The organism is Sphingomonas sp. BL-S-30 (genome assembly GCF_055521475.1).
On sequence record NZ_CM145481.1, the window covers coordinates 737594 to 763134 of the forward strand.

The window sequence follows — 25541 nt, forward strand, 5'->3', positions numbered from 1 at the left end:
TTGAACCCCATGGCCGCACATCATCACCATCACGAACCGCAGGGCGCTGACCTTTCAAAGGCAGCGCGCGAGACGCTCGAGAAATCGGGCGAGCAGTGGACGACGATGCGCGCCCAGATCTTCGAGGCGCTCGCTGGCTTCGACAAGCCGGCAAGCGCTTATGACATCGCCGAGGCGGTATCGAAGACCGAGGGGCGCCGGGTCGCGGCGAACAGCGTCTATCGCATCCTCGACCTGTTCGTCGGCGCGAACCTGGCGCGGCGAGTCGAGAGCTCGAACGCCTATGTCGCCAATGCGCATCCGGATTGCCTGCACGACTGCATCTTCCTGGTCTGCGACACCTGCGGCCAGACGACTCATCTCGACAATGATCGCATCACCAGCGGCGTTCGTTCAGCCGCCGAGGCAGCCGGCTTCTCGCCGGTTCGGCCGGTGATCGAGGTGCGCGGCAAATGCGCCGATTGCGAGCATGAGGACGCCGCTTAAACCAGCGGCTTGCCCATGCGGACGCCGGGGACCGGTGCACCTTCCGCCGATAATTTCATCACCCGCTCGATCGGCGCATAGCCGCAGGCGAGATAGAGCGGTTCGCCGGCAAGCGTCGCCATCATCTCGGCCCGGGCGAATCCCGCCTCCCGAGCGGCCGTTTCGCACAGCCGCAGCACCAGCCGGCCCACGCCGCGCCGCGTGAAATCCGGATCGGTGTACATCGCCCGGATCCGCGCCGCGTCCGTCGCCGGATCGAGCAGTTTCGGGTCGCGCAACGCGGCGCTGTGATCGCCGCCATAAAGCGTCGCCCGGCGACTCCAGCCGCCGCACCCCGCCAGGCGGCCCGTCGTCTCGACCAGGAAATAGGTCCGGTCGGCGATGAGCTGGCTGTCGAGGCCCATGCTCAACCGGCTAGCCGCTACTTCTTCGGGCGACAGGAACGGACGTTGCAGTGCCTCGATCGCGCGGTCCATCAGGATGCGAATCGCCGGAATGTCGGCTTCGGTGGCGAGGCGATGCGTGAGGTCCATGGTCGGCAGTGTCACGATCCTGTGCACATGTCGTCAAGAAGCACTCGCAACCGCCACAACAATCGACACACTTCTTCGCGTCCGCTAAGCAGGCGCGATGTCTGACGTTCCTTCGACCCCGTTGCTCGACACGGTTCATACGCCCGCGGATCTCAGGGCGCTTTCCCCGACCCGGCTTCGGCAGCTGGCCGACGAGTTGCGGGCGGAGACGATTGCGGCGGTGGGGGTGACGGGGGGTCATCTCGGCTCGGGGCTGGGTGTGGTCGAGCTGACGACGGCGATCCATTATGTGTTCGACACGCCGCGCGACCGGCTGATCTGGGACGTGGGTCACCAATGCTATCCGCACAAGATCCTGACCGGGCGCAGGGACCGGATCCGCACCTTGCGCATGGGCGGGGGGCTGTCGGGTTTCACCAAGCGCAGCGAGAGCGAATATGACCCGTTCGGTGCGGCGCATTCGTCGACCTCGATCTCGTCGGCGCTTGGCTTTGCCATCGCCAACAAGATCAAGGACCAGCCGGGCAAGGCGATCGCGGTGATCGGCGACGGGGCGATGTCGGCGGGCATGGCCTATGAGGCGATGAACAATGCGGAGGCCGCCGGCAACCGGCTGATCGTGATCCTCAACGACAATGACATGTCGATCGCGCCGCCGGTGGGGGGCTTGTCGGCCTATCTGTCGCGCATCGTGTCGAGCCGGGAGTTCCTGTCCTTGCGCGAGCTGGCGCGGCGCCTGGCGCGCAAGCTGCCGCGGCCGCTGCATTCGGCGGCGAAGAAGACCGATTCGTTCGCGCGCGGCATGGCGATGGGCGGGACCTTGTTCGAGGAGCTGGGCTTTTATTATGTCGGCCCGGTCGACGGGCATAACCTCGACCAGCTGATCCCGGTGCTGGAGAATGTGCGCGATGCTGAGGAAGGCCCGATCCTGGTCCATGTCGTGACCAAGAAGGGCAAGGGCTATGCGCCGGCCGAGGCGGCGGCCGACAAATATCACGGCGTGCAGAAGTTCGACGTGATCACCGGTGCCCAGGCCAAGGCGCCGCCGGGGCCGCCGGCCTACCAGAATGTGTTCGGCGCAGCGCTGGTGGCCGAAGCCGCGACTGACCCGCGCATCTGCGCGATCACCGCGGCGATGCCCTCTGGCACCGGGCTCGATGCCTTTGCCCAGGCCTATCCCGATCGCTTCTTCGATGTGGGCATCGCCGAGCAGCATGCGGTGACCTTTGCCGCCGGGCTTGCCGCGCAGGGCATGCGGCCATTCTGTGCGATCTACTCGACCTTCCTGCAGCGCGCGTACGATCAGGTCGTGCACGACGTGGCGATCCAGAACCTGCCCGTCCGGTTCGCGATCGACCGGGCCGGCCTGGTCGGTGCCGACGGCGCGACGCATGCCGGCAGCTTCGATGTGACCTATCTCGCGACCTTGCCCAATTTCGTGGTGATGGCGGCCGCCGACGAGGCCGAGCTGGTGCACATGACGCATACCTGCGTCGAACATGACAGCGGGCCGATCGCGGTGCGCTATCCGCGCGGCAACGGCACGGGGGTCGATCTGCCCGAGACGCCCGAGCTGCTCGAGATCGGCAAGGGCCGCATCGTGCGCACGGGGCACAAGGTGGCGATCCTGTCGCTCGGCACGCGCCTTGGCGAGGCACTGAAGGCGGCCGATGCGCTCGATGCGCGCGGTCTCTCCACCACGGTTGCCGACCTGCGCTTCGTCAAGCCGCTCGACGAAGCGCTGATCCGCAAGCTGCTGACCACGCATGAGGTGGCAGTGACGATCGAGGAGGGGTCGATCGGCGGTCTCGGCGCGCATGTGCTCACCCTTGCCAGCGATACCGGACTGGTCGATGCGGGGCTCAAGATCCGCACCATGCGCCTGCCCGACATCTTCCAGGACCAGGACAAGCCCGAGAAGCAATATGCCGAGGCCGGCCTCGATGCCGATGCCATCGTCGATGCCGTGCTCAAGGCACTCCGCCACAACTCGGGCGGTGTCGTCGAGGGTGCGCGGGCATAGTCGGCGATATATCCGACTAAAGACCTCAAGCTGGTGGTATTTCAACCGCGCGACGGCGCCTGTTTTAGCGATCGGGTTACCATTCGCTCCTAGGGGCGAGGGATGGCACGCGATTATCAATGGCACCGCGCGGAAGTCCGCAAGCGGCGGGCGAAGGACTGGAACAGCCGCCCCGACCCTGAGGTGCGCCCGCCCGGACCCTGGTTGCGCATCGGGCTGATCGTCGCGATCGGCGCCCTGTCAGGCCTCGCGATCTCGCTGGGGATCAGCGAGACAGACCGGTCGCGATACGACCGGTTGATGAGCGGCGTCGGCCTCGCCGCGCCGGAAGACCCGGGTGCGCCGCGCGGATGAGACGAGCCGATGCGTGCCCGCGCCTTCCCACATTGACCGGCGATTGCCCCGGGCTCACAACCACGCGGCCATGGCGGCGGCCGGATGCGTATCGCGCCGGCCGGGCGCCTGGACGATCTAGGAGAACGCGATGCGACTGATCCTGCTCACTCTCGCCGCGGCGATGACGACCACGCCCGCACTCGCCGCCGATCCCGTCCCGCTCACGGCGACACTCGCCGGCAGCGCCGACAGCGATGCCGACGGGACTGGCAGCGCCAAGGTGACGGTCGACACGACCAAAAACGAGGTCTGCTACAAGCTCACCGTATCCGGCATCGAGCCGGCGACGATGGCGCACATCCACAAGGGTGCGGCCGGCGTGTCCGGACCAGTGGTGGTGCCGTTCGACGCGCCGACCAGCGGCAGCTCCGAGGGCTGCAAGCCCGTGACGGCCGAAGTCTCGGCCGCGATCGCAGCAAACCCGGGTGACTATTATGTCAACGTCCACAACGCGACCTTCCCCAAGGGTGCGATCCGCGGGCAGCTGAGCAAGTAAGCCAAGCCGAACTGGACAGGGCCCCGGAAGTTTTTCCGGGGCCGGTCACCGCTCGAGTGGAGCTGGTGAAAAAAGCACCCGTAAACGGGGCTCTCGATGCGCGGCGGAACCGCGCACCCATTTTCAGGCACGTACATAGGCACCGGCGCGATAGGCGGCCGGGCCCATAGATGGTGCAGCGCATCGCGAATCAAATCGAATTTGGCGCGCCAAAATCTTTGTCCAGCATCGCCCTCCAAACGCCTGAAAAAGGCTGATTTCCGCCACGTTTCATTCATCGGGGCGACAGAAACCGTTGCCCTAGAGCCGCAGTTTCGACCCGTGCCCGGCTTATTTGCCCCGCAGTGCAACGCAGCCGGAACTGAGGGGTTGGGACGAGCCTCGGCGATGTCGGCATGCGTAAGGCGTCCGGCCCCCGGGGAGTAACAACAAAGGTGTACACCATGCGTAAGCTTTTCATCGTGACCGCCGCGGCGGCCGCATTCGTCGCCGTCCCCGCCATCGCGCAGGACAATGGACAGGCGGACACAGCATCCGACGGCAGCCGGCCTTCGCGGATCGAGCCCTATGTCGGCGTGACGGGCGGCTGGGAGCAGTTCGATAACGAGCGCAACGCGGGCATCCCGCAATCGGTAAACCGTCACGACCGCCTGAACGGCGCGCTCGTCCAGGGCGTCGCCGGCGTCAATGTGACCGTGGCGGGGCCGCTGTTCGTCGGTGCCGAGGGCAATGTCGCGAAGGGCGTCTCGGGCGATATCGACTGGGAATATGGCGCGGCCGGCCGGGTCGGCGTGCGCGCCGGCCAGAACGGCCTGTTTTACGGCAAGGTCGGCTATCAGTGGGTTAATTTCGACAAGTTCGGCGACAATAGCCGCGACTATCACGCGATGACCTATGGCGCCGGCGTCGAGGTCGGCACCAAGAGCGGTATCCGGGTGCGCGGCGAGGTCAACACCTTTGGCGCGGCGCACAGCGTTCGGCCGATGGCCGGACTGGTGAAGGCTTTCTGAGCCACTTGCGATCGTGAGGCAGGGGCGGGTGCGGCGAGGGCCGTGCCCGCCCTTTGCGTTATTTCCCTTCCGATAGCTGGAATTCGGTCGGAACCGGGATGATCTCATACACCGTGAGCAACGCCGATTTGTCGACTGGCGCCAGGGTCAGCCGCCAGCGGAACGGTGCGATGCGTTCCACTACGCCCAACGCGCTCTGGCCGGGCACGGCGCCGTAGATCGGCGCCCTTGCCTGACCCAGGCCATAGGCGCCCAGGAACACGAACCGGGTGTCGTCATCGGGATAGAGCCAGCCCGAGGGCCGTTCGGTGCCGGTCTGCTTGGTGAAGGACTGGCCGTCATCCTCCCCGCCCACATAGCATAAGGTCGGGGGAAAGGTGCGATAAGCGGGCACGCGCCGACCGTCGCCGCCAAGCTTCACCACGCGGCAGCGATAGGATCCGGGCGGCAGCGCCGGATGGCCCAGCGCCCGGGTGGGATCGAGCAGCGCGCCCTCCCGCGCCAGCGCGGTCGCGAAGCGCGGCCTCGCGGCGGCGAGCGCGGTCGACCAGAAGGCCCGGAAGGTATCGAGTCGTTCCGCATCCTCGGCGACGATCAGGCGCTCCCATTGCTTGTCGGAGGGCGCGGGCAGCTCGACGAACACGCTTGGTTTGCGGGCATGCGCAGCGGTGCGCGCCTGCATGGCGGCGCACCCGCCAAGAGTCGCGGCGAGCAGGAGCAGGACTAGCCGAGCATCGCGGTGCATGATTCTCCCCCCGATGGACGAGCGTCACCCTACATGATTCGAGCCGATTCAAGGAGGGTGCATTGCAGCAACGGGCGCAAAAACGGGTCGCGATGGCGTATTGTCCATGAGGCGGATTGTCCGCGCGGGCACTCTGCTCACCCGTGAAGGCCGTGTGGCAACGCCTCTGAGGTTCTTTGCTCAGCCGCCCGGCTTCTCCCATTCCATGATCAGGAACCAGGGGACCCGCCGATAACGGGCGATCGACTCGCGGTCGCCGCCATAAGGCGCAGGTTCCGCGAAGTGCCGCAGCAGCAGACCCTGTCCGAGCAGCAGCGCCATGTAGCTTTCCAGCGGCCGGTGCCAGTTGCGGATGCGGATGCCGCGCCACGCGACCCAGTCGGCGCGTTCCTCGAGATAATGGTCGATCGAAAAGCGCGGATGGCCCTTCCAGTCGCGTGTCCATCCCTCCGCCTGTCCGGCCGTGTTGAAGCTGGTGAGGTTCGCGATCAGCAGCGATCCGCCGGGCCGGAGCACCCGCGCCATTTCCGCGATGGCGGCGGCGATATCGGGGATGTCGATCAGCGAGAGATAGCTGACCACCAGATCAAACGAGGCGTCGGCGAAATCGAGGCTTTCCGCGCGACCGATCCGATAATCGCCGTTGGGGTCCCTGTATCGCGCCTGGCTGATCAGCGACTCGGTGGGATCGACGCCGACCGTCGATATGCCCTTTGCCCCCAGCATGCGGCAGAAACGCCCCTCGCCGCAGCCGACGTCCAGTGCGTTGGCAAAACGGCCCCCTTCGACCCTCGCCAGCATCGGCCGGTCAAGCACGCAGGCGCGGCCGAAATCGCCGATATCGCCCATGTCGGCGATCCAGGCCTCCGCCGAGTCAGTCCAGCCGTCCGTCACCATGCCCCCTTCGCCACCCGATTGATCGGAGTGTGGCTCTCCTAAAGCATCACGCGTCACGCGCCCACAGGCCGCCGAACAATCAACGGTGACGGCGATCCAGCGCTATCGTGGCGAGTCCGTCGGACTTTCGTCGCAAGTCATGCCGCGCTGCGGCAGATCCGGATTACCCTCGTTTCCGATCTTGCGATGGAGGCACCGCATGAAGTCGTTCCAATTCTCCCTGGCCCCGGACCAGCTGTGGCAGGCGATCAACCCGATGAGTTTCTACCAGCCCGGCGCGCAGTTCGGGTTCATCAACATCGATCTCGGCGCGACGCCGAGGCCCGATATCGAGCAGGACATATTGGACGAGGTCGGCAGCTATGGCCGCCAGCTCGGCCGGATCGGCGATGCGCTGGAAGTGCTGATCCGGCGAGTCGACCCGGCGGGGCTGAGCGCCGAGGAACAGGACGCGCTGGATATCGTGCAGGGGCAGCTGGCCGAGATCCGCAGGATCAAGCGACGCGAGCGCGTGCAGGATCCGGCATAGCGCCCCCGGGCGGGCATCATGCCTCCGCGAGGATGGTCCGCCGCGCGAGCAGTCCGGCGTCGAATTCGAAGATCAGCTCGACCACCGGCGCGGCGGCCGGGTTCCCGGTGAAGGGCGCGCCGGTGCAGAACAGATTGGGCATGCCATCGTCGCACCACAGGTCGACGGGCAGGTGCGGCTGCGGGCGGCCATCATGCACGACCCGGTCCTTGCCCACGCCGCCGCGCAGGGCGGCCAGGGTAAAATCCCGCTTGCCCGCGATGGTCAGGTCGATGTCGATCTGGAAATGGGCGGGCGATTCCATGGTGCTGGCGCGATAGGCGGCCAGTTCGGCGAGCGTGAGCACGGCCCCCGGCGTTCCGGTCATCGGCTTGATGACGTTCGCATACAGCCGCACCAGCCTGCCCGAACGGCCCTCCAGCACCGGCCCCTGGGCGATGGTCTTCGCGGTGAGGAGATAGCGGAACCAGGCGCCGAACTCCTTCCCCGCCCGCGCCGCCTCGGCGGCGAGGCGGATCGGCTCGGCGCCGGTGCAGTTGCGCAAGACGGGGGCGTTGCGGCGCTTGATCTGTACCTGGCCCGACGACCAGGCCGGCACGCGCGCCGAGCGGATCGTGGTCGCGATCACGATGGCGTCGGGGCGATCCTGCACCGAGAGGACCAGACCGGCGCCGAGATCGCTCGCCAGGTGTGACCCATGCTGAGTCGAATCGCCTGGCCGGCCGCGGCAGAAGGACAGGGGCTGGCCGCGCAGGATGTTCCAGTTTGCCACGCCGCCACCCCGGGCAGTGCCCGCATCGGTGTTCTTCAGGACGGTGAACACGCCGTTCGCATAAGTGACATTGGTGCCGTCGACGAAATTATAGCGGCTGCCGGTCGGTATCGAGGGATAGCAATATTGCGCCTGGGCGATGCGGCAATGGTCGAAGACCGCCTCGTCGCAAAAACCGTATCCGCCGGAAAAGCCAAGCCGGCCGATGTCGCAATTGGTCACGCTCAGCGCCTTGCCGCCGATGCCGAGCAGCGCGATGCTGCAATCCTCCAGGCTGACCCGGTCGACGCTCGCGCTTTGCACCGCGATGCCGGCCGGCATGCGGCCGCCGCGCCGGACCGATCTCTTCACCAGCTTGTCCGGCTCGCTGTGCACGCGCTCAATGCAGCGTTCGGCCAGGAAATCCTCGCAGATGCTCTCGGCGAAACCGGGCGTGTCGCAATCGCGGAAGGTGAGCTTGCGTCCCATCGCCAGGATATATTCGCCATGCCCTTCGCGCAGGTTGCGGCAGGTGAGCCCGATGAAACTGTGATCGATATCCCAGGAGAAGCCCCTGTGATCGAGCTTGTAGAGGCGTGATCCGTTCCAGCTGTTCAGCGACAGATAGGAAGCGAAATCCGGCCGGTAGTGATGGGTGAGCGGCCGATCGAAGGTCACGGCGCCGGTGACCGGATCGACTGTCCTGAGCCGCACGAAATCGAAGCGGTAGAGATTGGGCGGATAACCCCAATATTGGATGTCTTCGCCGGCGATCATCACCATCTCGCCCGGCGCATAGTGCCGCAGGTCCGCGGGTGTCGTCACCATGACCCTGGCATCACCCTTCTTCGCGGCACGGATCAGCGGGTTGGCGGCGTTCCGATAGAGTATCGTGTCGCAGCCGACCGGCCAGGGAAAGCCGTTGGGCGCCGTCTGCACGAAGGTTGCGCCATGCGCCGAGAAGACCAGGGTCGAGATGCCCTTGAAACAGTCCAGCGCGACGGTCTGATCGAAATGATAGAGGCCGGGCCGCACCGTGACATGCACCGCACGCCCCGCCGCCGATTCGGCGCGCGCCCACCGGCCGAACGCGTTGAGCGCGGCGGAGGTGGCGGCGCTGCTCGATTCAGGCCCGTTCGCCACGGCGCCGAATGTGTCGAGGCTGATCGGGCGAGCGGCGCCCTGGCGGGTGATGGTCATGCGTCCCTTTCCGGCATGGTGCTCGCGACGGCGCTACGGACCGTGCCATGGCTCTCGCCTGAACGCGCGGCGGTCGCGGCGGGCAGCATGATCTCCGCCAGGCGGCGCGTCGCGGCCGGGAAGGAATGCGCGGCATCGTACAGCGCGCGCGCCGCCGGATCGAACGCCGGCAGGTCGGCCGTCGCCGCGTCCGCGATCGCGGCCAGGAAGCCGGCGGCGTCCTCGGCCAGCCATCCGCAAGACTGCACCGCGCGGTCATAGCCCGAAAAGGCCTCGCTCGTGCCGATGATATGTTTCCCGAACATCAGCGCCTCGGCAATCTTGGTCTTCATGCCCGATCCGTCGAAGATCGGCGCGACCACGCAGTGCGCGCCAAGATACCATGGCGCGAGATCGTCGACCCCGCCGACGATCCGCAGGTTGGGCGATTCGCCCAGCGTATCCCGCAGAGCCTCCATACCGTGCCCGATCACCATGGTCGGCAGCGGCGACCGGGGTGCGACCTCCCGCGCGAACCATTCGATCCCGCGCCGGTTGGCGTAGAAGGCGCCCCCGACGAACAGCAGATAGCGTGCCCGGTCCGGCGCCATCGCCGGGCGCGGCGCGGGAAGCGCGTCGTCGAGCGCGATCGGCGCGATATGGTCGGCGCCGCGCCCGTACAGCCGGCGCAGGCCCTCGCTGTCGCGCGCGGACAGGCAGATGATCGCGTCGCTATGGCGCACCGCGGCGCGCTCCGCGGCCCAGGTGGCGGCGAGCAGGGCGAGGGAGAGCGCGGTCCGCTTGGCCCGGGCGGCGCCCAGGAAGAAGCGCGCCTCGACATTGTAGAAGAAGGTCACCACCCGGACCTGCGGATAGGCGCGTTTGATCGGCGCGACGACATGGCCGAGCGTCGAGCCGTCCACGAACACCTGCCCGGCGGACATATCGCCGACCCGGGCGACGATGCGGGCGATCGCATCGGGGTCGAGCCCGCCAAGACGCCCGCGCAGGGCATCGGCCAGGCTCGGGGCGGGCTTCTTCGTCAGCCGGTGCACCGCCAGGGCATCGCCGAACACCGCCGCCAGCGCGCGCGCATTGAGCCGCGACAGGAGTTCGCGCCCGCCCGGCGGCGCATCCGGGTCCATCAGCGTGACGAGGAGGAGCGGGGCGGGATCGGCGGGCATGCCTGCCGGGTCTACGCTAGACGATCGCCTTGGGGAAACGCGGTCATGAGGCAGTGAGAGCCTCGCTGAGTCAATTCAGATGAACCGGCAAGCTTCTCACCGTGCGTCGAATGTCATCATTCCGTGACGCGTTCCGCTCATGGTCACATCCAAAATCAGCGTCATAGATCAAATCCGAAGCCGGCCCGATCCATCGTATACTCGTGCCCCCGGCGTCGGTGACGTAAGGAACCCCCTTGGGGCACGGCGTCTCCAATAGTGCCCGCGCACTTGAATCGTTCAGTGGCACTGCCTTGGCGCGAAACGGTTCGATACGCGCGAGAAGGTCGACGAACTGGGATTCGGTAAGAGAATATGTTTCGGCGCGCCCGTTCGGCCAGGGTGGGAAAGATTGAGTCCGGCTCGACCCTTGCCGGTTCGCGGTCGCGACCGCGGGCATGCCTCCTCTAATTCTTATTTCGACGCGATCGATCTGCGGCTGCGATCTCGGAGCACATCCACCGATCACGGTCATTATCAATAGGCCGAGTGCATATCTCATCTTTGGGGGTATGCCTGACGCGAGCGCTGAGAGCCACTCGACATGGTCATGTTTGAGCTTTCACGCGCGGACAGGCAGATGATCGTATCGCTATGGCGCACCGCCGCGCGCTCCGCGGCCCAGGTGGCGGCGAGCAGGGCGAGGGAGAGCGCGGTCCGCTTGGCCCGGGCGGCGCCCAGGAAGAAGCGCGCCTCGACATTGTAGAAGAAGGTCACCACCCGGACACGCGGATAGGCGCGTTTGATCGGCGCGGCGACATGGCCGAGCGTCGAGCCGTCCACGAACACCTGCCCGGCGGATATGTCGCCGACCCGGGCGACGATGCAGGCGATCGCATCGGGGTCGAGCCCGCTAAGACGCCCGTGCAGGGCATCGGCCAGGCTCGGGGCGGGCTTCTTCGTCAGCCGGTGCACCGCCAGGGCATCGCCGAACACCGCCGCCAGCGCGCGCGCATTGAGCCGCGACAGGAGTTCGCGCCCGCCCTGCGGCGCATCCGGGTCCATCAGCGTGACGAGGAGGAGGGGCGCGGGCTCTCGGGCGGGATCGGCGGGCATGCCTGCCGGGTCTACGCTGGACGAGCGCCTTGGGGAAACTATGCCATGGCCTCCAGTCCGGATTCGGATGGCGTTCCGTTACCAACGATGAGAAACAAGCGGGGGAACCGCCGGAACAGCCTGTTATCAGTCGGGGCGGGATGGTTGAATCAAGGGCGACTGCTGAAAATGTCATGAGGGTCACTGACATTTTCGGATTTGTCTGTCGGCATTACTTATACATATATTTCAATAAGATAGATGCATCTTGGACGGTCGATCGTGTCAGCGAGGGGGAGAATCGATGAAAGCCTGGATCATCGCACTGGCCACGCTGGCCGCCGTCCCGATGAGTCAAACCGTGGCGGCGCAGGAAGTGCCGGCGGCGATCTTCACCGATCCGGCGCGCGATGCGGCGCACCCCGCGCGGATGGAGGTGCTGCATATCCCGAGCGGCGGCGTGGCGATCAACGGGCTGGCCTATGTCGCGGCCGGGGTGGGGCCGCATCCGGTCGTGCTGCTGTGCCATGGCCTGCCCGGCAACGAGAAGAATCTCGATCTGGCCCAGGCGATCCGGCGCGCCGGGTGGACGGTGATCACCTTCAACTATCGCGGTTCCTGGGGCAGCCCCGGCAGCTATCGCTTCGCCAATGATCTCGAGGATGCCGATGCGGTGCTGGCCTGGCTGCGCACCCCGGCGAACGCCGCGAGCCTGGGGATCGACCCGAAACGCATCGCGATGGTCGGGCACAGTCTGGGCGGGTGGGTGACGGCGCTGACCGCGGCGCATGATCCGGCGCTGCTCGGCGCGGCGCTGATCTCACCCGGCAATATCGGCTTTCTCGGCCATATGCCGCGCGATGCCGCGACCGCCGCCTTCACCGCCAACGGCCTGGAGGCGCTGGCCGATACGAGCGGCGCGATCATGGCGGACGAAGCGATCGCCCATGCCGACGGGTTCGATTTCGTGAAGGCCGGCCCGCGCCTCGCCGGCACCAGGCTGTTCGTGCTGACCTCCGACGACGGCCTCGCGCCGGAGGCCGACCTGCTGGCCGCCGCGGTGAAGGCGGCCGGGGGCACGAAGCTGACGACGCTGCATGTCGCGACCGACCATAGCTGGTCCGACCGGCGCATCCGGCTGGAGAGCGAGATCATCCGGTGGCTGGCGGGGTTGGGGCGGTAAGGGCGCGCGCATGAGCAACTGGGCGGAAGGATATACCCAGCGCGAACTGGACGACGCGCAATCCCGCTACGACCTGCGGTTCCCGCCCGACCTGATCGCGCTATTGCTCGATCGCCGTCCGCGCGAAGGCTATGATTGGGCGACCGAGAACGACCGTATTCGCGAGATGCTGGCCTATCCGTTCGAGATGCTCTCATTCAACGTGGAGCATGGTCTCTGGTGGCCCGACTGGGGCGACCGTCCGGCGAACCAGGATGAGCGGCTGGAAGTCGTGCGGGATGCGCTGGCGCGGGCGCCGCGGCTGATCCCGTTGATCGGGCACCGTTTCCTCCCGGAGGAGCCGGGGCTGGAGGGAAATCCGGTCTTCTCGATGCACGGGTTCGACACGATCTGTTACGGCGCAAATCTGGACCAGTATTTCGACAACGAGTTCAACGGGCGATATGTCATCGGTGCGGCGAGATATGTTCCGTTCTGGTCTGATCTTGTCGAGAAGCCCGATTTGGCATTTGAAACTCCTGGGCGGCGCTAGTTAGTAAACTGGCACCGTAATCCCAGTCTCCAGCGATGCGACGCTCCGGCACGGATGGGGCGAATATCGTGAAGGCGAAGCGGGCGAACTCGACGGTCAACGCGAGCATCAGCGCGACGAGCAGGAATTCCAGGATGGGCAGGTAATCGTTGAAACAATCGTCGAACTGGCCGGTGAATGTTCGCCCTGCGCAGCGATAGTCGCGCCGTGCCCACATGCCGGCACCGAAGGCGATCGGATAGGCGAGCCACATGGCAAGGCCGAGGAATGCTGCGGCGTGGCGTTTGCGTTCATCCTTCAAGGTCGTGAGGGTAGGCGGGCGATACAGGGGAGATCGAGCGGAGATGCAATCGAGGCATCAAAGGGGCGCTGCGGCACTCATCGCGCTGGGCAGTTTAGTATAGTGTCCCCGAAATCCCTCAGGTAGGCTTATAAGAACCATAGAGGCTCATAGATATATTATCAAAAATCCAACTCAGGTGCTAATTCTGCCCCTTTTTCTTCTTCTATTTGTGCTTGATTTGCGACCTCGCGATCCTCAATAAGCCTTCTTGCTAGGGTATCGGCAAGTTTTGCTACTTGAGTTTCCAAGTCACCTGCGCGATCATAGTCCAATCCGCCATATTTCGCATCTTCCGAGAACCACCCGGGCTCAACGTCTGAGAACCGAATGGGAAAAACGCTTCCTGTTCCGAAACGCTCACGAAATTGATCAGATTCGAATTTGGTCCAAATTCTCTTTGGAAATTCAGGGCTTAATATTGGCACAACGTACCGCGCTTCGGATCGATAAATGGGTGAAAGATACTCCTCCACGTTTTGGCCTAAGATTAAATGCTGTTCATCAAAATCGTAAAATACATTTATCTCTCTCTCGGTAAGCGCCTCGGCTAATGCCTCAGCTAATTCCCTGTTTTTACCTGAAAATGACAATGCAAAGTCATATTTTCCTTTAAAATAATCTCCGGCAAATCCGCATTGCCGAGTAAAGGCGCGCCAAACAATATTCTTCAAGTAAAAGAGAAATTTTGGGTCTTCAACGCCAAGAACTGCGGTTTCCTCGTCATAAAATAAAATGCTGTGAAACATTGCTTCTTTGTCAGGATCGTTGAGGAGGCCCATAAGAAAGCCCTTGTCTACGACTTGACCGACACTTCCTTTCATATCTTTATGAGCGTTCATGGCTTCTCGAAGATCTAGAGCGCCTTCATCGCTCTCTGAGAGCCATCTCAAGATATGTAAATAGGGCGCGCGACCTTCCCGTCGCAGCTTCGTTCCGCGTGCGAAAGAGACTGCCGCTTTTTTGAACTGCCGACCTAACTCCCCCATCACTTCTTCGATCACACTATCTATCGAAGAATCGATGACCTTATGTTCTTTCATCGTTTCGGTGACGCCCGCAGAAGCGCAAAGCTTATGGCAAAGAAGTTGAGCTATTTGAAAACTTCCTTCTGCTCGCTCCGCAATTGCCTCTTTATTAGTAATTGTAACGTTTAGTGCTTCATCGCCCTTCTTAATTAACTCAATAATTTTTTCAGGGGAGTTGGCTTCAAGTCTAAATATATCTATTCTTAGCCCCAGGTCGTAGCCATATTGGATAAGGGGATCTCCCGCCTTATTAATCCCGATGAGTACAAGCTGCCTTCCTTCGTCGGCCGTATCGGCCAATACTTTCATGAAATCAGATAGAGCGCCCTTTCGCTCTTCAGACAGCCGATGAAAATCGTCGACTACCACTACGCCAAAGTCATTAATGTCGGGGAGCGCGTCGATAAGCTCCAAATCGGCTGGTCGTCGTGCGCTTAAGACCGTAGGTTTTGCATCGAGTTTTAACTCTTCCAAAACCTTCGTTACGATCGTTGTTTTCCCAATGCCAGAAGGGCCCTCCAGGACAATACATCGTCCCGGCGTCCGGATACCGACAAGTATTTGACCATACTTATCCGGCGTGACGTAGGTGTACGTTGGCACGCCGGAAAGCTTATATATTTCCTCTAGGAACGGCACTGACTACCCCCGCTTATGATCTCACTCCGCCGCCACGCCAGCCTGCGAGAACATATCCCCGCCGCCCGCCGCATCCCCGGCATCCTCATTCGCAGCCTTGCCCGACTTCGCCTTCTGCCGCTTGTCGAACCCGTCCCACACCTCGTTCCAGTTGCCGCGCGTCGCGGCCTTCGAATATTCCGTCGCGCGCTGTTCGAAGAAGTTGGCGTGCTCCACGCCGTTGAGCAGCGGGGCGAGCCAGGGCAGGGGGTGTTCGTCGATCATGTAGATCGGCTTCAGGCCGAGCTGGCCCAGCCGCCAGTCGGCGATGTAGCGGATATACTTCTTGATCTCCTTGGGCGTCATGCCGTTGACCGGGCCCATCTCGAACGCGAGATCGATGAAATTGTCCTCCAGCCGCACGGTCGTCTGGCACATGTCCATGATGTCCTGCTTGACCGACTTGGTCAGGCAGTCGCGCTCCTTGCAGAAGGCGTGGAACAGCTTGATGATGCCCTCGCAGTGCAGGCTCTCGTCACGGACGCTCCACGACACGATCTGGCCCATGCCCTTCATCTTGTTGAAGCGCGGGAAGTTCATCAGCATCGCGAAGCTGGCGAAGAGCTGAAGCCCCTCGGTGAAGCCGCCGAACATCGCCAGCGTCTTGGCGATGTCCTCATCGGTGTCGACGCCAAAGCCCTGCAGATAATCGTGCTTGTCCTTCATCTCGCTATATTCGAGGAAGGCGCCGTACTCGCTCTCGGGCATGCCGATGGTGTCGAGCAGGTGGCTGTACGCCGCGATGTGCACCGTCTCCATGTTGGAGAAGGCGGCGAGCATCATCTTGATCTCGGTCGGCTTGAAGATGCGGCCATATTTCTCGTGATAGCAATCCTGCACCTCGACATCCGCCTGGGTGAAGAAGCGGAAGATCTGGGTGAGCAGGTTGCGCTCATGGTCGCTCAGCTTCTGCGCCCAGTCGCGGCAATCCTCGCCGAGCGGCACTTCCTCCGGCATCCAGTGGATCTGCTGCTGGCGCTTCCAGAAATCGAACGCCCAGGGGTATTCGAACGGCTTGTACTGCTTGCGGGCTTCGAGGAGCGACATGGAGGATCCTTACAGTTACGCGGTTCTAGCGGAAAAAATTGAGGTAGAGGAGGCCGGCACCAGCGATGGTGAGGACGATCCCCAGGCGGAAATAATCGGGCGGACGCTTCAGCGTCCTCGGGTCGAGCGCGCCATTGGCCAGGCCCGCCTCGTTCCTGCGATCGAGACGGTCGCGCAGCTTCGCGCCGAAGACCAGATAATAGACCCCGCAGCCCAGCATCGCCAGATCGAGCGCGCCCGCGACCCACTCGCTGGTGGACCAGTGGCTCATGATGCGCCTCCCAATTTGGAGAGGTCCTCGATGAGGAAGAAGGAAAAGAAGGCGATCATTGCGACGCCCAGGAGCCTGGAACCGCGTGTCGCGGTTCCGGAAAAACTGGAGGTGCCGGTTGCCCATTGGACCCCGATCAGAATGAAGATCGAGGTGCCCACATGCTCGGTCCAGCCGGGACGTTCGGTTTCCGGTACCGTCCAGGTGAGGAATTGCACGCCCACGATGACCGCAAGGATGAGGCCCAGTGCATAGTCCAGTGCGCTGAGCTTGCGCGGTGTGTGATTATGTTGAGCAAGCGCGGTTTCGATGGAGCGCAACTCTTCGAAATAGCCGTCGTTGCCGCGTGACAGCCGGCGTTGATGGCGGCGTTCCAGCCAATGGCGGTGCAGCGCGCCCAGCGGTTCGGCCAGCTTGCCGATGATCACCATCAGCGCGATGAAGCCGACTCCCAACGCCATGGCGATGGCAAGAAAGACCGGTGTGCTCACGACCCCGCCCCCCATGAGTCGAGCGCCCAGGCGAAACGCCCCAGCAGCAGCGCCAGCGCGATCAGCATGGTGCCGGCGATGCGGCGGCCATAGATCGCGCCCTCGCTCCGCGCCGGCCGCGTGAACACAACCAGCCCGCCGATCCCGGCGGTCGCCGCGACCGCGGCCATGATCAGCGGCGCGCGGTTCATCCGCGGTCCCGCCGCACATAGACCGTCTTCGATCCGCGGTGCGATCCGACGCCGAGGAAGACGATGCCGACGAAATAGCCGAAATCATACCAGCCGCCATTGTTCGGCACGGCATAGACCGCGACGTCGGGCATGAAGAGCGACAGGATCCAGGCGACCGGGAAGATGAAGCCGTGCCACACGCCGAGCAGGAAGCCGGGCGCGGCGGGCTGCACCGCGGAGCCGATCTGGTGCGCGCAGGCCGACAGGCTCGCGGCAAGCGCGAGGGCGGCGAGAAGGCGCAAGGGGGCGCGGCTCATGCGGCCGTCCTCCGGCAAGAGCCATCAATGGACGGGCCGGGGCCCGTGGCGGGAATCAGGCTGGAAGGGGCGATGGTCACCAACATGGGTCGGGCCTCCGGGCTTGCATCGAATCGGCATTGCGTGCGTTGTGAGCCCGCATCCGTAACCAAGGAGAAATGCACATGGCCGACGCAAGCGCAATCAAGGAACATATGGAAGTCATCGGCGCCGACGGCGTCCATGTCGGGACCGTCGACCATGTCCAGGACGGCCGCATCAAGCTGACCAAGGCCGACAGCGGCGAAGGCGCCCATGAAGGGCACCATCATTTCATCCCGCTCGGCCTGGTCGCCGATGTGGAGGGCGATAACGTGCGCCTCTCGGCCAATGCCGACGTCGCCGTGACGTTCGAGGAAGAGGCCTGAATCAGGCCGGGAGGCGGTCGCCACTGCGATCGCCTCCGTCATTCCCGGCACCGGGTGGCGTTTAACGGCCAGAGCAAGGGCGACCGGCGCGTACATCAGCGCTCCGGCGGCGCTTCGGTCTGAAGGCGACGCGCTTCGGTGACTGGCAGGCCGGCTTCGGTCGGCACATAGATCAGCGAGGCGCGCGTCGATTCCAGCGCCTGAATCTGCAGATAGCGCAGATAACCCTCGGGCCCGCCAAGGCTGTTCTGCAATATGGCATTGGCCTGCGCGGCGCCCCGCGCGCGGATCACTTCGGCCTCGGCCAGCGCGATCGCGCTTTCCTTCTTGGCGCGCGCCTCCAGGATCGCGACCTGACGCGACGATTGCGCCTCCGCCAGCGCGGCCTCGCCCGCGAGGCGCTGCGAATAGACGCGATATTGCGGATAGCCGAACATGAAGACCATCAGCAGCAGGACACCGCCGAGGATCCCCACCGCAATACAGCCCGATTTCTGATCCATGCCGCTATCCTCGATGCTGGGCCGTCACCGACCGGCTATCGGCGCCGTGGCGGTCCGACAGCCGATGATCGGCGGGCTTATTGGCAGGCCAGACACTCGTCATAATCCTTGGACTCGACCTGGATCTCGCGCAGGTCGATCGTGTTGTCGGCCTCCACGCCCCCGGCGAAGCCCGCCCGCTGGATGCTCTTCGAGCGGAGATAATAGAGCGACTTGATGCCGAGCTCCCAGGCGCGGAAGTGGAGCATCAGCAGGTCCCATTTCTCGACGTCCGCCGGGATGAACAAGTTCAGCGAGGCCGACTGGTCGATATAGGGCGTGCGGTCCGCGGCGAGCTCGATCAGCCAGCGCTGGTCGATCTCGAAGCTGGTCTTGAAGCAGTCCTTCTCCTCCTGGGTGAGGAAATCGAGATGCTGGACGCTGCCGCCCTGTTCGAGGATCGAGTTCCACACCGCATCCGAGTTCTTCGACTTCTCGATCAGCAGCTTTTCCAGATACGGGTTGCGGATCGACCAGGAGCCGCTGAGCGTCTTGTGGGTGTAGACATTGGCCGGGATCGGCTCGATGCAGGCCGAGGTACCGCCGCAGATGATGCTGATCGACGCGGTCGGCGCGATCGCCATCTTGCAGCTGAACCGCTCCATCACGCCCATATCGGCCGCGTCGGGGCAGGGCCCGCGCTCGATCGCGAGCTGCATCGAGGCTTCGTCGACCTGGGCCTTGATGTGCTTGAACATCTTCAGGTTCCAGCTCTTGGCCATCGCGCCTTCGAAGGCGAGGCCACGGGCCTGGAGGAAGCTGTGATAGCCCATCACGCCGAGGCCGACCGAGCGCTCGCGCATCGCCGAATAGGCGGCATGCTCCATGCCGGGCTCGGCGCGGTCGATGAAATCCTGCAGGACATTGTCGAGGAAACGCATCACGTCCTCGATAAAGCCCTTGGCGTCCTTCCACTGGTCCCAGGTCTCGAAGTTGAGCGAGGACAGGCAGCAGACCGCGGTGCGATCGTTGCCGAGATGGTCCTTGCCGGTCGGCAGGGTGATTTCCGAGCACAGGTTCGAGGTCGAGACCTTGAGGCCCAGGTCGCGGTGATGCTTGGGCATCGCCTTGTTCACGTGATCGGCGAAGATGATGTACGGCTCGCCGGTCGCGAGGCGAGTCTCGACCAGCTTCTGGAACAAGGCGCGCGCATCGACCGTGCCGCGGACCGATCCGTCCTTCGGGCTGGTCAGGTTCCACTCCGCGCCCTCGCGCACGGCCTCCATGAAGGCGTCGGGGATCAGCACGCCGTGGTGCAGGTTCAGCGCCTTGCGGTTGAAGTCGCCCGAGGGCTTGCGGATCTCGAGGAACTCCTCGATCTCGGGGTGCGAGATGTCGAGATAGCAGGCGGCCGAGCCACGGCGCAGGCTGCCCTGGCTGATCGCGAGGGTCAGCGAATCCATCACGCGCACGAACGGGATGATGCCGCTGGTCTTGCCGTTCAGGCCGACCGGCTCGCCGATGCCGCGCACATTGCCCCAATAGGTGCCGATGCCGCCGCCGCGCGAAGCGAGCCAGACATTCTCGTTCCAGGTGTCGACGATGCCGTTCAGGCTGTCGGGCACCGAGTTGAGGAAGCAGGAGATGGGCAGGCCGCGCCCGGTGCCGCCGTTCGACAGAACCGGCGTGGCGGGCATGAACCACAGCTTCGAGATATAGTCGTAGAGGCGCTGCGCATGCGCCGCATCATCGGCATAGGCCGAGGCCACGCGCACGAACAGGTCCTGGTAGCGCTCGCCCGGGAGCAGATAGCGGTCGTTCAGCGTGTCCTTGCCGAAATCGGTGAGCAACGCGTCGCGCGAATGATCGACCTCGACCGGATAGAGCTGCGGCTTCACTTCCTTCGAATCGCCGCGGGCGTCGAGCTTGCGCGACGCGCCGCCATGCTTGCTGGACGTGTCCGCGGGCGCGGCGCTCGTGGCGGCTTCGATCGCATCGGTGGCCATGGTTACGCTTGCCTCCTGGGTATCTCTAAAATCCATCGCTCTGCCCCTGCTTTCCATCAAACATACACGACTGGTTTGCCTTGGCCTTTGCCGCTGGCGTTCCCGGTCCGTTCGAATCGGGGGCGAACCCCCATGATAACATTTCGAGGGCGCCCAAGGAGAACGAATTATGCCGTGCCCGCACCACAGGGTGCAGGGTGGAAGCATGCCGCAATATGGGGTCGCGGTGGTCGTTCTACCAGTTCTTGGGTTCGCCCCCGAACTCAACCCCAACAGATTGTGCCCATTCCGGCGGGGACGCAAGACGGTAAATGACAGTTGCGAGACTCGGTTCGTCGCTAATTTGAGTCGGTTCATGGCATCGCCAAAACGGTGCAGCGCAGCGACGCGTGGAGTTCTGCGGGGTTCGTGAAAGGCAAGAGAACGAACATGGAACATGACTAAATTTTCACATTCCACCGGCTCCGGCTACCGGCAGCGTAACGATCGCGCGCAGCCCGCCCGAGGGGGATGCCTCCAGCGCCAGGGTGCCGCCGTGGAGTTCGGCCAGTTCGCGCACGATGGAGAGGCCGAAGCCGTGCCCGTCGCCGCTTTCGTCGAGTCGGCGGCCGGGGCGCAGCGCCTCGGCGCGGTCCGCGGCGGCGATGCCGGGGCCATCATCCTCGATGACGATTCGCACCCGGCCTGGGGGACCGGCTTCGGCCGTCAGCGCGATTCGGCCGGCGGCCCAGCGCCAGGCATTGTCGAGCAGATTGCCGAGCAGCTCGTCCAGATCCTGCGGGTCGATCGCCACAGCGAGGCCGGCGGGGATAGAGCGGGTAAAGACGATGGCGCGGTCGGCATGGATTCGGGCGAGCGCCCCGGCGACGCCGTCGACCGCCGGTTCGATCGGGGTACTGCGCCGCGCCGCTCCGCCCGAGGCATCGGCGCGGGCGCGGCCGAGATGGTGCCGGATCGAGCGGTCGATTCGCGCGACTTCGGCTGCCATCGCCCCGTCCGGGTCGCGGCCCTGCTCGTTCAGGCGCAGCGCAAGCGCGGCGAGCGGCGTCTTCAGCCCGTGCGCCAGATTGGCGACATGGCCGCGGGCATTGGCGAGGGCGGCGGCATTCTCGGCCAGCAGGGCGTTGAGCTCCTTCGCGAGCGGCTGGAGTTCGGCGGGCTGGTCGGCGGGTACGGCCTGCGCCTGCCCGGCGCGGACCGAGGCAAGCGAAGCCCTCAGCGCCGCGAGCGGGCGCAGGCCGAGGCGAAGCTGGACCAATGTCGCCGCGCCGAGCGCGAGGCCGAGCAGGGCGAGCGAGCCCAGCAATGGCGTCATGGCGGCCCGCAGCGGCCGCTCGACGATCGCGCGTGGGGCCGAGGCAGCGATTCGGACCGGGCCGGCGCTGGTCTGGACGGTCAGGCTGCGGGCGTGGCGGGCGCCCCCCGTCGCGTCGCGCCAGTCGAGCGGCTGGGGCTCGCTTGGCGCGTGCCGGCGGCGGTGATGGCCGTCCGCGTCCGGGGGCGGGGGTTGCTCGATCTGGGGCAGGTCGGCCGAGGCGAGGGTGACGGCGGGGGCGTCGATCCGCCAGCCCCAGCCCGATCCGGTGCGGTTGAACGGCGCGGGCGAGACGATGCGTGCGCGATCCACTGACCCGTCCGGGCCGACCGCCGTGGCCAGCAGCGCGACCTGGGCGTCGAGGCGCTGGTCGAGGCCCTGCATGACGAAGCGTTCGAGCACCGCGCCGATCGCCAGCGCGGCAAAGGCCAGCGCGGCGATCGTCGCGAGCGCGGCGAGGGCGGCGAGCCGGCCGAACAGCGAGCGCGGCATCAGCCTCATGGCTGAGTCGCCGTCAGGCGATAGCCGCGGCCGCGCACCGTCTCGATCAGGTCGCGGCCGATCTTCCGCCGCAACCGGCCGATGATCACCTCGAGCGAGTTGGAATCGGGATCGGCATCGCTCTCATAAGCATGGTCGAGCAGGTCGAGCCGGTCGATCACCGCTTCCTTGCGCAGCATCAGCGCGGAGAGGACGCGCCATTCGAGCGCGGTGAGCTTCAGGGGCAGGCGGTCGAGCTCGAACTGGCCGGTCTGGGCGTCGAAGCGCAGCGGACCGCAGGCGATTACCGTGGCGGAATGGCCGGCGGCACGGCGGATCAGGGCGCGCAGGCGCATCACCAGTTCCTCGACGCGGAACGGCTTGGTCAGATAATCGTCGGCCCCGGCGCGGAAGCCCTCGACCTTGTCCGACCAGCCGTCACGCGCGGTGAGGATCAGCACGGGCAGGCTGCGCCCGGCGGCGCGCCATTCCTGCAGCACCGCGATGCCCGGCTTCACCGGCAGGCCGAGATCGAGCACGGCGGCGTCATAGAGGCCGGTATCGCCGAGATGCGCGCCGTCCTCGCCATTGCCGGCGATATCGACCGCGAAATTCTCCGCGCGCAACGCGCGGGCGATGCCGTCGGCGAGCGTGGTGTCGTCCTCGACCAGCAGGATGCGCATCCGGGTCCTTTCTCCTTTGCGCTGAGGCGCCCCCTCTCCGTTCGCTCAGCCCGAACGGGGGAGGGGTATCCGCCCAATCGCTAAGCCCGCGCCTTAAACCGAAACTGAACGGGGAGGTTCAGCGGGGCGTGGGCACGCATCGCTATCACGGCGTCACTCAAAACCCATGGAGTGAAACCGAATGACTGAAGACATCACCGCGAAACCCGTCCGCAAGCCATCGCTTCAAATGGCGCTTGCCGCCATCGCCCTGCTCGGCGCGGGCGGTGCCGTGGGCGCTACCGCCGCGCGCATGGCCGGCCCCTCGATCGAGGTCGCGCCGCTCAACCCCGTCGCGATCGCCTCGCTCAAGACCGGCGAGGGCCTGGTCACCGTGCGCGGCAAGGTGGGAGAGGTGTATGGATCCAACTTCATCCTGGCTGATGGGAGCGGCCGCACGATGATCGAGGGCGGGCCGCGATCCGACGCGCTGGTCACCGCGGGAAATGTGGTGACGGTGCAGGGCCATAAGCAAGACGGCATGCTGCGCGCGTCCTTCCTGGTTGCGGCAGACGGCACCGTGACGCCGCTCGGGCCAAGGGGCCATGAGCCTCGCGGCCATGACGGGCGTCATGGTGGTCCAGATGGTCCTGGTCGCGATGGCCCGGACGGTCCGGATCGCGGCGGGCGTGACGCGCCGCCGCCCGCTGCTCCGGCCGCGACTGTCGGCAACAGCGCCGGGTAACAGCCCAACGTCTCCTCCGTCATGCCGGACTTGTTCCGGCATCCATTCTGCGGCGAGGCGCAACATCCATAATCGGGCGTTGCGCTCGCGGATGGATGGACCCCGGGACAAGCCCGGGGTGACGGATGTGAGTGGGGGCAGACCGAGCTTACGCCCCCCTGATCGCCTCATAGGCCGCCTGAAGCCGCATCGCGACGCTCGGCCGGCCCGTCGGCGGCGTGCCGAGATGCTCGGTACGCAGCTCGTCCATGAAATCCGCCCACATCTCGGGGCCGCCTTCCTCCAGCAGCTGCGCGCGAATCGCCAGGTCGGGCGTGACCGGCAGGTGCCGCCGGCCCCAGGCGCCGAGCTGCGCCATCAGCGGCACGAGCTGGATCGCCGGCTCGGTCAGACTGTAGAAATGCTTCTGCTTGTGGCTCGGATCGTCGGTGATGGCGAGAAAGCCCGCCGCGACCAGCTTCTTCAGCCGGTCGGCCAGGATGTTCGAGGCGATCCGTTCCTCCGACGCGCCCAGCAGCTCGCGGAAATGGCGGCGATGGCCGAACATGATGTCGCGAATGACGATCAGGCTCCATCGATCGCCCAGCGCCTGGATGGTAAGGTTGATCGGACAGCCCGATCGCGGATCGTCGATATGGATCGTCATGACTGGTTGCAATATAGGATCGGTTTGCTAGAAGACAACCGGTTGTGATTCGAAAGCGGTTTGAGCCGACAGCATTTTCAGGGAGAGCGTGATGACCAGGGTTCGCGTAAACGCCTATTCGATTTCGGTGGACGGCTTTGGTGCTGGTATCGAGCAGAGCCTGGCAAATCCCATGGGCGTGGGCGTCGAGGGGCTGCACCAATGGGCCTTTGCCACCAAAACCTTCCGCACGATGTTCGGCCAGGACGGCGGGTCGACCGGTATTGACGAGGGTTTCGCTTCCCGCTCGATGGAGGGCCTCGGCGCCTGGATAATGGGCCGCAACATGTTCGCCCATAGCCGCGGCGACTGGACCGATGATGGCTGGGAGGGCTGGTGGGGCGACACGCCGCCTTATCATTGCCCGGTGTTCGTTCTCACCCATTATGCCCGTCCACCGCTCGAGATGGACGGCGGCACCGTCTTCCATTTCGTCACCGAGGGGGCCGAAGAAGCGCTGCGGCTCGCCCGCGAGGCGGCCGGCGACCGCGATATCCGCATCGGTGGTGGCGCCGAGACGATCCGCGAATATCTGACCCTCGGCGCGATCGACGAAGCGCATCTCGCGATTTCGCCCATGCTCATCGGCAAGGGCGAGGCGCTGTTCGTCGGGCTCGATCTGCCGGCGCTCGGCTATAAGGTCGGCGAGCAGGTCCTGGGCGAGAACGCGACGCACATCGTGCTGACGAAGCAATAAGGAGAAATCGACATGACGCTCGCGCTCTACGCCCATCCGTTGTCGTCCTATTGCCACAAGGCCCTAGTCGCGCTGTACGAGAACGACATTCCCTTCGACTACAAGCTGCTCGACGGCAGCGAGCCCGTGGCGAGCGCGTTCGCTGCCCTGTGGCCGATGAAGCGCTTCCCGCTGCTGATGGACGGTGAGCGGATGGTGGCGGAAGCGACCGTGATCATCGAATATCTAGGGGTGCACTATCCCGGCCCGGTACGGCTGATCCCGGACGATCCCGATGCCGCGATCGAGGTGCGCATGCTCGACCGCTTCTTCGACAATTATGTGATGAACAGCCAGGGCCGCGTCGTGTTCGATTTCATCCGCCCGGAAGGCAATCACGACCCCTATGGCGTCGCCGAGGCGAAGGCTATGCTCGACAATGCCTATGCGTGGCTGGACAGCTGGTTGGAAGGGCGCGAATGGGCCGCGGGCGGCGCGTTCAGCATGGCCGACTGCGCGGCGGCGCCAGCCTTGCTCTATGCCGACTGGACTCATGCGATCCCGGAGCGGTTCGCCAATGTCTGGGCGTACCGGACCCGCCTGCTCGCGCGGCCGTCCTATGCCCGGGCGCTGGACGAGGCGCGGCCCTATCGGCATTATTTCCCGCTGGGGGCGCCGACCGACCGGGATTGAGCGCCTCTGTCGGGCTGCCCCCCTTGG

Annotated in this window: 30 protein-coding genes; 12 read left to right on the forward strand and 18 right to left on the reverse strand. The window is 65.0% G+C overall.

From position 1 onward, the window contains the following. The first annotated feature begins 9 nt into the window (after nucleotides 1–9). Complete coding sequence (locus ACZ1I5_RS03250; protein ID WP_372857177.1) at nucleotides 10–486, forward strand: Fur family transcriptional regulator; 477 nt, start codon at nucleotides 10–12, stop codon at nucleotides 484–486. On the opposite strand, the gene ACZ1I5_RS03255 is transcribed toward ACZ1I5_RS03250, so the two are convergent. Next, nucleotides 483–1019, reverse strand: coding sequence for a GNAT family N-acetyltransferase (locus tag ACZ1I5_RS03255; RefSeq protein ID WP_465173884.1), 537 nt, complete (start codon nucleotides 1017–1019; stop codon nucleotides 483–485). The two genes, ACZ1I5_RS03250 and ACZ1I5_RS03255, sit on opposite strands and share 4 nt — an antisense overlap. A 97-nt stretch (nucleotides 1020–1116) precedes the next feature. Between ACZ1I5_RS03255 and dxs the strand changes: the two genes are divergently transcribed. The 4 genes from dxs to ACZ1I5_RS03275 all read left to right on the forward strand — a co-directional run bounded on the left by dxs (nucleotide 1117) and on the right by ACZ1I5_RS03275 (nucleotide 4944). Further along, the gene (gene dxs, locus ACZ1I5_RS03260) at nucleotides 1117–3042 is read left to right on the forward strand and encodes a 1-deoxy-D-xylulose-5-phosphate synthase (RefSeq protein WP_465172306.1); all 1926 of its coding nucleotides are present in this window, start codon (nucleotides 1117–1119) and stop codon (nucleotides 3040–3042) included. A gap of 102 nt (nucleotides 3043–3144) precedes the next feature. Further along, a complete protein-coding gene (locus ACZ1I5_RS03265) occupies nucleotides 3145–3396 on the forward strand; it encodes a hypothetical protein (RefSeq protein WP_465172307.1) in 252 nt (83 codons plus the stop codon). Between the two features lie 130 nt (nucleotides 3397–3526). Then, entirely contained in the window at nucleotides 3527–3934 is a 408-nt protein-coding gene (locus ACZ1I5_RS03270; RefSeq protein ID WP_465172308.1) for a CHRD domain-containing protein, read from the forward strand. A 443-nt stretch (nucleotides 3935–4377) separates the two neighbouring features. Further along, nucleotides 4378–4944 carry an opacity protein gene (locus tag ACZ1I5_RS03275; RefSeq protein WP_465172309.1) on the forward strand — a complete coding sequence of 189 codons (567 nt, stop codon included), beginning with the start codon at nucleotides 4378–4380 and terminating at the stop codon, nucleotides 4942–4944. Between the two features lie 58 nt (nucleotides 4945–5002). On the opposite strand, the gene ACZ1I5_RS03280 is transcribed toward ACZ1I5_RS03275, so the two are convergent. After that, nucleotides 5003–5689 carry a DUF4893 domain-containing protein gene (locus tag ACZ1I5_RS03280; RefSeq protein ID WP_465172310.1) on the reverse strand — a complete coding sequence of 229 codons (687 nt, stop codon included), beginning with the start codon at nucleotides 5687–5689 and terminating at the stop codon, nucleotides 5003–5005. A 180-nt stretch (nucleotides 5690–5869) separates the two neighbouring features. Then, nucleotides 5870–6586 (reverse strand): class I SAM-dependent methyltransferase, encoded by a 717-nt coding sequence (locus ACZ1I5_RS03285; protein WP_465172311.1) that lies wholly within the window; start codon nucleotides 6584–6586, stop codon nucleotides 5870–5872. A gap of 199 nt (nucleotides 6587–6785) precedes the next feature. Here ACZ1I5_RS03285 and ACZ1I5_RS03290 point away from each other — a divergent pair, with 199 nt between their 5' ends. Beyond that, nucleotides 6786–7115, forward strand: coding sequence for a hypothetical protein (locus ACZ1I5_RS03290; protein ID WP_465172312.1), 330 nt, complete (start codon nucleotides 6786–6788; stop codon nucleotides 7113–7115). Between the two features lie 16 nt (nucleotides 7116–7131). Here ACZ1I5_RS03290 and ACZ1I5_RS03295 read toward each other — a convergent pair whose 3' ends face one another. From ACZ1I5_RS03295 to ACZ1I5_RS03305, 3 genes are all read right to left on the reverse strand, one after another. Continuing rightward, entirely contained in the window at nucleotides 7132–9066 is a 1935-nt protein-coding gene (locus ACZ1I5_RS03295; RefSeq protein ID WP_465172313.1) for a hypothetical protein, read from the reverse strand. Next, the gene (locus ACZ1I5_RS03300) at nucleotides 9063–10229 is read right to left on the reverse strand and encodes a glycosyltransferase family 4 protein (RefSeq protein WP_465172314.1); all 1167 of its coding nucleotides are present in this window, start codon (nucleotides 10227–10229) and stop codon (nucleotides 9063–9065) included. The genes ACZ1I5_RS03295 and ACZ1I5_RS03300 overlap by 4 nt, the downstream gene beginning before the upstream one ends. Before the next feature lie 537 nt (nucleotides 10230–10766). Further along, on the reverse strand, nucleotides 10767–11324 hold the full coding sequence (locus ACZ1I5_RS03305) for a hypothetical protein (protein WP_465172315.1): 558 nt from the start codon (nucleotides 11322–11324) through the stop codon (nucleotides 10767–10769). Between the two features lie 283 nt (nucleotides 11325–11607). On the opposite strand from ACZ1I5_RS03305, the gene ACZ1I5_RS03310 reads away from it, so the two are divergent. Next, nucleotides 11608–12486 (forward strand): alpha/beta hydrolase family protein, encoded by an 879-nt coding sequence (locus ACZ1I5_RS03310; RefSeq protein WP_465172316.1) that lies wholly within the window; start codon nucleotides 11608–11610, stop codon nucleotides 12484–12486. Between the two features lie 10 nt (nucleotides 12487–12496). After that, nucleotides 12497–13018 carry a hypothetical protein gene (locus tag ACZ1I5_RS03315; protein WP_465172317.1) on the forward strand — a complete coding sequence of 174 codons (522 nt, stop codon included), beginning with the start codon at nucleotides 12497–12499 and terminating at the stop codon, nucleotides 13016–13018. Here the strand turns inward: ACZ1I5_RS03315 and ACZ1I5_RS03320 are convergent. The 7 genes from ACZ1I5_RS03320 to ACZ1I5_RS03350 all read right to left on the reverse strand — a co-directional run bounded on the left by ACZ1I5_RS03320 (nucleotide 12933) and on the right by ACZ1I5_RS03350 (nucleotide 17363). Then, nucleotides 12933–13319, reverse strand: coding sequence for a hypothetical protein (locus ACZ1I5_RS03320; RefSeq protein ID WP_465172318.1), 387 nt, complete (start codon nucleotides 13317–13319; stop codon nucleotides 12933–12935). The genes ACZ1I5_RS03315 and ACZ1I5_RS03320 overlap by 86 nt on opposite strands. Nucleotides 13320–13480: 161 nt before the next feature. After that, on the reverse strand, nucleotides 13481–14989 hold the full coding sequence (locus ACZ1I5_RS03325) for a TIR domain-containing protein (RefSeq protein WP_465172319.1): 1509 nt from the start codon (nucleotides 14987–14989) through the stop codon (nucleotides 13481–13483). A 57-nt stretch (nucleotides 14990–15046) separates the two neighbouring features. Continuing rightward, the gene (locus ACZ1I5_RS03330; RefSeq protein WP_465172320.1) at nucleotides 15047–16111 is read right to left on the reverse strand and encodes a ribonucleotide-diphosphate reductase subunit beta; all 1065 of its coding nucleotides are present in this window, start codon (nucleotides 16109–16111) and stop codon (nucleotides 15047–15049) included. A 25-nt stretch (nucleotides 16112–16136) separates the two neighbouring features. Then, nucleotides 16137–16382 carry a hypothetical protein gene (locus ACZ1I5_RS03335; RefSeq protein WP_465172321.1) on the reverse strand — a complete coding sequence of 82 codons (246 nt, stop codon included), beginning with the start codon at nucleotides 16380–16382 and terminating at the stop codon, nucleotides 16137–16139. Next, a complete protein-coding gene (locus ACZ1I5_RS03340; RefSeq protein WP_465172322.1) occupies nucleotides 16379–16873 on the reverse strand; it encodes a hypothetical protein in 495 nt (164 codons plus the stop codon). Before ACZ1I5_RS03340 ends, ACZ1I5_RS03335 begins: the two co-directional genes overlap by 4 nt. Beyond that, entirely contained in the window at nucleotides 16870–17064 is a 195-nt protein-coding gene (locus tag ACZ1I5_RS03345; RefSeq protein WP_465172323.1) for a hypothetical protein, read from the reverse strand. Before ACZ1I5_RS03345 ends, ACZ1I5_RS03340 begins: the two co-directional genes overlap by 4 nt. Further along, nucleotides 17061–17363, reverse strand: coding sequence for a hypothetical protein (locus ACZ1I5_RS03350; protein WP_465172324.1), 303 nt, complete (start codon nucleotides 17361–17363; stop codon nucleotides 17061–17063). Before ACZ1I5_RS03350 ends, ACZ1I5_RS03345 begins: the two co-directional genes overlap by 4 nt. Before the next feature lie 164 nt (nucleotides 17364–17527). Between ACZ1I5_RS03350 and ACZ1I5_RS03355 the strand changes: the two genes are divergently transcribed. Then, the gene (locus ACZ1I5_RS03355; RefSeq protein WP_465172325.1) at nucleotides 17528–17770 is read left to right on the forward strand and encodes a DUF2171 domain-containing protein; all 243 of its coding nucleotides are present in this window, start codon (nucleotides 17528–17530) and stop codon (nucleotides 17768–17770) included. 95 nt (nucleotides 17771–17865) lie between these two features. Here ACZ1I5_RS03355 and ACZ1I5_RS03360 read toward each other — a convergent pair whose 3' ends face one another. From ACZ1I5_RS03360 to ACZ1I5_RS03375, 4 genes are all read right to left on the reverse strand, one after another. Next, nucleotides 17866–18273 (reverse strand): SPFH domain-containing protein, encoded by a 408-nt coding sequence (locus ACZ1I5_RS03360; protein WP_465172326.1) that lies wholly within the window; start codon nucleotides 18271–18273, stop codon nucleotides 17866–17868. A 77-nt stretch (nucleotides 18274–18350) separates the two neighbouring features. After that, on the reverse strand, nucleotides 18351–20294 hold the full coding sequence (locus tag ACZ1I5_RS03365) for a ribonucleoside-diphosphate reductase subunit alpha (RefSeq protein WP_465172327.1): 1944 nt from the start codon (nucleotides 20292–20294) through the stop codon (nucleotides 18351–18353). Between the two features lie 412 nt (nucleotides 20295–20706). After that, a complete protein-coding gene (locus ACZ1I5_RS03370; protein WP_465172328.1) occupies nucleotides 20707–22074 on the reverse strand; it encodes an ATP-binding protein in 1368 nt (455 codons plus the stop codon). After that, entirely contained in the window at nucleotides 22071–22736 is a 666-nt protein-coding gene (locus ACZ1I5_RS03375; RefSeq protein WP_465172329.1) for a response regulator, read from the reverse strand. Before ACZ1I5_RS03375 ends, ACZ1I5_RS03370 begins: the two co-directional genes overlap by 4 nt. 181 nt (nucleotides 22737–22917) lie before the next feature. On the opposite strand from ACZ1I5_RS03375, the gene ACZ1I5_RS03380 reads away from it, so the two are divergent. Further along, entirely contained in the window at nucleotides 22918–23460 is a 543-nt protein-coding gene (locus ACZ1I5_RS03380) for a hypothetical protein (RefSeq protein ID WP_465172330.1), read from the forward strand. A gap of 148 nt (nucleotides 23461–23608) precedes the next feature. Here the strand turns inward: ACZ1I5_RS03380 and ACZ1I5_RS03385 are convergent, their stop codons facing one another. Beyond that, complete coding sequence (locus ACZ1I5_RS03385) at nucleotides 23609–24106, reverse strand: winged helix-turn-helix transcriptional regulator (RefSeq protein ID WP_465172331.1); 498 nt, start codon at nucleotides 24104–24106, stop codon at nucleotides 23609–23611. A 91-nt stretch (nucleotides 24107–24197) separates the two neighbouring features. Between ACZ1I5_RS03385 and ACZ1I5_RS03390 the strand changes: the two genes are divergently transcribed. Together ACZ1I5_RS03390 and ACZ1I5_RS03395 are read left to right on the forward strand one after the other, a co-directional pair. Beyond that, nucleotides 24198–24842: a dihydrofolate reductase family protein gene (locus ACZ1I5_RS03390; RefSeq protein ID WP_465172332.1), complete on the forward strand. Its 645-nt coding sequence runs from the start codon at nucleotides 24198–24200 to the stop codon at nucleotides 24840–24842. A gap of 12 nt (nucleotides 24843–24854) precedes the next feature. Then, nucleotides 24855–25514, forward strand: coding sequence for a glutathione S-transferase family protein (locus ACZ1I5_RS03395; RefSeq protein WP_465172333.1), 660 nt, complete (start codon nucleotides 24855–24857; stop codon nucleotides 25512–25514). Nucleotides 25515–25541 lie beyond the last annotated feature (27 nt).

Excerpts from the sequence above, each read along its gene's own strand:
- ACZ1I5_RS03370 (WP_465172328.1), bottom strand. The coding sequence starts at position 22,074 with ATGAGGCTGATGCCGCGCTCGCTGTTCGGCCGGCTCGCCGCCCTCGCC.
- ACZ1I5_RS03310 (WP_465172316.1), top strand. The coding sequence starts at position 11,608 with ATGAAAGCCTGGATCATCGCACTGGCCACGCTGGCCGCCGTCCCGATG.
- ACZ1I5_RS03355 (WP_465172325.1), top strand. The coding sequence starts at position 17,528 with ATGGCCGACGCAAGCGCAATCAAGGAACATATGGAAGTCATCGGCGCC.
- ACZ1I5_RS03335 (WP_465172321.1), bottom strand. The coding sequence starts at position 16,382 with ATGAGCCACTGGTCCACCAGCGAGTGGGTCGCGGGCGCGCTCGATCTG.
- ACZ1I5_RS03365 (WP_465172327.1), bottom strand. The coding sequence starts at position 20,294 with ATGGATTTTAGAGATACCCAGGAGGCAAGCGTAACCATGGCCACCGAT.
- ACZ1I5_RS03295 (WP_465172313.1), bottom strand. The coding sequence starts at position 9,066 with ATGACCATCACCCGCCAGGGCGCCGCTCGCCCGATCAGCCTCGACACA.
- ACZ1I5_RS03285 (WP_465172311.1), bottom strand. The coding sequence starts at position 6,586 with ATGGTGACGGACGGCTGGACTGACTCGGCGGAGGCCTGGATCGCCGAC.
- ACZ1I5_RS03330 (WP_465172320.1), bottom strand. The coding sequence starts at position 16,111 with ATGTCGCTCCTCGAAGCCCGCAAGCAGTACAAGCCGTTCGAATACCCC.
- ACZ1I5_RS03315 (WP_465172317.1), top strand. The coding sequence starts at position 12,497 with ATGAGCAACTGGGCGGAAGGATATACCCAGCGCGAACTGGACGACGCG.
- ACZ1I5_RS03265 (WP_465172307.1), top strand. The coding sequence starts at position 3,145 with ATGGCACGCGATTATCAATGGCACCGCGCGGAAGTCCGCAAGCGGCGG.
- ACZ1I5_RS03360 (WP_465172326.1), bottom strand. The coding sequence starts at position 18,273 with ATGGATCAGAAATCGGGCTGTATTGCGGTGGGGATCCTCGGCGGTGTC.
- ACZ1I5_RS03255 (WP_465173884.1), bottom strand. The coding sequence starts at position 1,019 with ATGGACCTCACGCATCGCCTCGCCACCGAAGCCGACATTCCGGCGATT.
- ACZ1I5_RS03300 (WP_465172314.1), bottom strand. The coding sequence starts at position 10,229 with ATGCCCGCCGATCCCGCCCCGCTCCTCCTCGTCACGCTGATGGACCCG.
- ACZ1I5_RS03390 (WP_465172332.1), top strand. The coding sequence starts at position 24,198 with ATGACCAGGGTTCGCGTAAACGCCTATTCGATTTCGGTGGACGGCTTT.
- ACZ1I5_RS03395 (WP_465172333.1), top strand. The coding sequence starts at position 24,855 with ATGACGCTCGCGCTCTACGCCCATCCGTTGTCGTCCTATTGCCACAAG.
- ACZ1I5_RS03385 (WP_465172331.1), bottom strand. The coding sequence starts at position 24,106 with ATGACGATCCATATCGACGATCCGCGATCGGGCTGTCCGATCAACCTT.
- ACZ1I5_RS03290 (WP_465172312.1), top strand. The coding sequence starts at position 6,786 with ATGAAGTCGTTCCAATTCTCCCTGGCCCCGGACCAGCTGTGGCAGGCG.
- ACZ1I5_RS03380 (WP_465172330.1), top strand. The coding sequence starts at position 22,918 with ATGACTGAAGACATCACCGCGAAACCCGTCCGCAAGCCATCGCTTCAA.
- ACZ1I5_RS03305 (WP_465172315.1), bottom strand. The coding sequence starts at position 11,324 with ATGCCCGCCGATCCCGCCCGAGAGCCCGCGCCCCTCCTCCTCGTCACG.
- ACZ1I5_RS03250 (WP_372857177.1), top strand. The coding sequence starts at position 10 with ATGGCCGCACATCATCACCATCACGAACCGCAGGGCGCTGACCTTTCA.
- ACZ1I5_RS03350 (WP_465172324.1), bottom strand. The coding sequence starts at position 17,363 with ATGAGCCGCGCCCCCTTGCGCCTTCTCGCCGCCCTCGCGCTTGCCGCG.
- ACZ1I5_RS03375 (WP_465172329.1), bottom strand. The coding sequence starts at position 22,736 with ATGCGCATCCTGCTGGTCGAGGACGACACCACGCTCGCCGACGGCATC.
- ACZ1I5_RS03275 (WP_465172309.1), top strand. The coding sequence starts at position 4,378 with ATGCGTAAGCTTTTCATCGTGACCGCCGCGGCGGCCGCATTCGTCGCC.
- ACZ1I5_RS03280 (WP_465172310.1), bottom strand. The coding sequence starts at position 5,689 with ATGCACCGCGATGCTCGGCTAGTCCTGCTCCTGCTCGCCGCGACTCTT.
- ACZ1I5_RS03270 (WP_465172308.1), top strand. The coding sequence starts at position 3,527 with ATGCGACTGATCCTGCTCACTCTCGCCGCGGCGATGACGACCACGCCC.
- dxs (WP_465172306.1), top strand. The coding sequence starts at position 1,117 with ATGTCTGACGTTCCTTCGACCCCGTTGCTCGACACGGTTCATACGCCC.
- ACZ1I5_RS03345 (WP_465172323.1), bottom strand. The coding sequence starts at position 17,064 with ATGAACCGCGCGCCGCTGATCATGGCCGCGGTCGCGGCGACCGCCGGG.